1 pseudogene is annotated in these 943 nt (G+C 68.4%); it reads right to left on the bottom strand.

Annotation, left to right across the window (positions count from 1 at the left end):
- Positions 1-943: pseudogene (locus tag EN993_RS36235) on the bottom strand (peptidase M15); the annotation flags it as partial.

Genomic DNA, 943 nt, shown 5'->3' with positions numbered 1-943 from the left:
GGCAACGACAGCCTCGCGCGGCGTTGCGGCGTCAGTGCCCGACGGATCGTTGAAGGCCGAACGCGGCTCGGACAAGGAAGCAACCTGGTATGCGTCGGCCGCGCCGACCTGGGCATTGGCCTCGTCGAGCACGGCCTTGACCGCATCCGGCCTGGCCATCTCGGGGCGCGCCGTCGGCAGCACCGAGAACGCATCGGTCGCGGTCTTGCCGTGATCAGCCGTCTCGGCCAGCGCCATCAGCACGTCCTTGCTGGGCGGCGAAGCCAGAGCGGCCGGCAGCGAAGTGTCGGGACGCCATGTCGGCAACGGTATGTTGTTGACCGCGACCTGGGCCGGATCAGCCGAAGCCGTTGCATCGGCAGCCGTTACATCGGCCATGCCGAAAGGAACGTTCGCCGGCGCGTGTGCGGTCGCCACGGCTTGCTCTGTGGTGGCCGTCGCATCGGCCATGGCAAAAGGCACGTTCTCAGGCGGCTGGGCGCCGACGTCGGCCTTCGGCCGCGGTGCAAAATCAGGCAGCGGAATGCTGCGTGCCGGCAGCGCCGCGATGATCGTCTCCGGCGTATCCTGTTCCTGTTCCGGCTCCGGAGCCTGCTCCTCGGTCACCTGCGGAATTTCGGCGCGCTGCGCATTCTCCGGCGCCACGATGGCGATGCCCGGGAGGTTGCTGGTCTTGGCTGCCGCAGCCGGCTTCACGTTTCTGGCCTTGGGTGGGGGTGCAGCCGAAGCGGTCTCGACATCGGCGCTGTCGTCGGCCTCGTCGGAGCCGCCGCCAAAGAAAGCCGACAGGAACCCACCTGACTTCTTGCTGCTGCCACCGGCGCTGGCCAACTCGATGGCCGGCGCGCCTGAACCCTTGCGCGCCTTGTAGGAGGCAAGCGCCTGCTCAAAGCCGGGCAGCGGCCTGCCGTCGCTCGGCACATGCAGCGTCTTGCCATTGGGG

The organism is Mesorhizobium sp. M7D.F.Ca.US.004.01.2.1, from assembly GCF_003997785.1.
GTDB classification, from domain to species: Bacteria; Pseudomonadota; Alphaproteobacteria; order Rhizobiales; family Rhizobiaceae; genus Mesorhizobium; species Mesorhizobium loti.
Note: the sequence above shows the minus strand (reverse complement) of the source record. Positions and strands in the feature narration are given on the sequence as shown.